Source organism: Mycolicibacterium arseniciresistens (assembly GCF_030519285.1).
GTDB classification, from domain to species: domain Bacteria; phylum Actinomycetota; class Actinomycetes; order Mycobacteriales; family Mycobacteriaceae; genus Mycobacterium; species Mycobacterium arseniciresistens.
In genome coordinates, this window is the sequence record NZ_JAUMSQ010000520.1 from 1 (window position 1) to 1,631 (window position 1,631).

2 protein-coding genes are annotated in these 1,631 nt (G+C 73.0%); both read left to right on the top strand.

Annotation, left to right across the window (positions count from 1 at the left end):
- Positions 1-50: 50 nt before the first annotated feature.
- Positions 51-1,253, top strand: a complete 1,203-nt coding sequence (locus tag Q2100_RS31200) for an acyl-CoA dehydrogenase family protein (RefSeq protein ID WP_302917121.1) — start codon at positions 51-53, stop codon at positions 1,251-1,253.
- Positions 1,246-1,631, top strand: a 386-nt coding sequence (locus tag Q2100_RS31205) for an acyl-CoA dehydrogenase family protein (RefSeq protein ID WP_302917120.1), incomplete at its 3' end; no start/stop codon positions are given. The genes Q2100_RS31200 and Q2100_RS31205, both read left to right, overlap by 8 nt.

Genomic DNA, 1,631 nt, shown 5'->3' on the forward strand with positions numbered 1-1,631 from the left:
AGCCGCGTGCCGGGCGCGAATCCGCAGCCGACACGCTGGAGGAGCACTTCATGAGCACCGTCGCCGAGGCCGAGCGGGTCGCCGAACTCGCCCGCACCGTGGTCGCCGAACACGATCCGAAGTCCGTGCCCATCCCCCAGTTCCTGGGCGCCTGCTACGACGCCGGCCTGTCCTGGGTGCACTTCCCCGACGGGCTCGGCGGCCTGGGGCTCTCCCGCGGACTGCAGGCCGTCGCCGACGGCATCCTGCAGGGCGCGGGCGGGCCGGTGCCGCTGGGGCTGAACCCGATGGGCTACGGCATGGCGGCGCCGACGGTGCGCGAGCACGCCCGCGGGGACGACCTCAAGCGGCAGTGGCTGCGGCCGCTGGCCACCACCGAGCACATCTGGTGTCAGCTGTTCTCCGAGCCCGGCGCGGGTTCCGACCTGGCGGGGCTGTCCACCTCGGCGGTCCCCGACGGCGACGAATGGGTGATCAACGGCCAGAAGGTGTGGACCAGCCTCGCCCACCGCGCGCGGTGGGGGCTGCTGCTCGCCCGCACCAATCCCGACGTGCCCAAGCACAAGGGCCTGACCTACTTCGTGATCGACATGCATGCGCCGGGCGTCGAGACGCGGCCGCTGCGCCAGCTGACCGGCCACGCCGAGTTCAACGAGGTGTACTTCAGCGACGCCCGGATCCCCGACGCACACCGCCTCGGCGACATCGGGAACGGCTGGGCGGTCGCGATGACCACGCTGATGAACGAGCGCAGCGCGCTCGGTGGCAGCGGCAGCCGCCGCGGGGCGGGCACCATCGCCGACGCGGTCGCGCTGTGGGCGTCGCGGCCCGAGCGGCAGACGCCGGTGCTGCGGGACCGGCTGACCCAGCTGTGGTTGCGCTCCGAGGCACAGCGGCTGACGTCGGAGCGCTCGCGCGCCTCGGCGACCGTCGGCGGCCCCGGCCCCGAGGCCTCGATCGGCAAGCTCGTCGGCGCCGAACTCAATCAGCACATCTACCAGTGGTGCATGGATTTCCTGGGGCCGGAGGGACTGCTCTACCACGGCTACGGGATGCGGGACGGCGGCCGGGCCGCCGAGGAGACCGACTGGCGGGGCCCGCTCCAGCAGCGGTTCCTGCGCAGCCGGGCCAACACCATCGAGGGCGGCACGTCCGAGGTGATGCGCAACATCCTGGGTGAGCGGGTGCTCGGCCTGCCCGGCGATCTGCGTGCCGATGCCGGCATGCCGTGGAAGGAGATCCCGCGTGGCTGAGGAGTTCAGGTTCACCGACGAACAGCAGCAGTTGCGCGCCGCGGTACGGAAGTTCTGCGCCGAGCACTTCGACGAGCAGGCGGTGCGGGCCCAGATGGAGTCCGACCCGCCGTTCGACCCGAAGCTGTGGTCACGGCTGGGCGCCGAACTCGGCGTGCTGGGACTGTCGGTGCCAGAGTCCGACGGCGGCGCGGGCGGCAACCTGGTGGACCAGGCGGTGGCGGTCGAGGAGTTCGGCGCCGCGCTGGCGTGCGGGCCACTGTTCGGGACGGTGTACCTCGCCGTTCCCGCGCTGGTCGCCGCGTCGGCGGGGGCGGCGCGTGACGGCCTGCTGGCCGATCTGGTCGAGGGCGCCCGGACCGCCGCATTCGCGGTCGG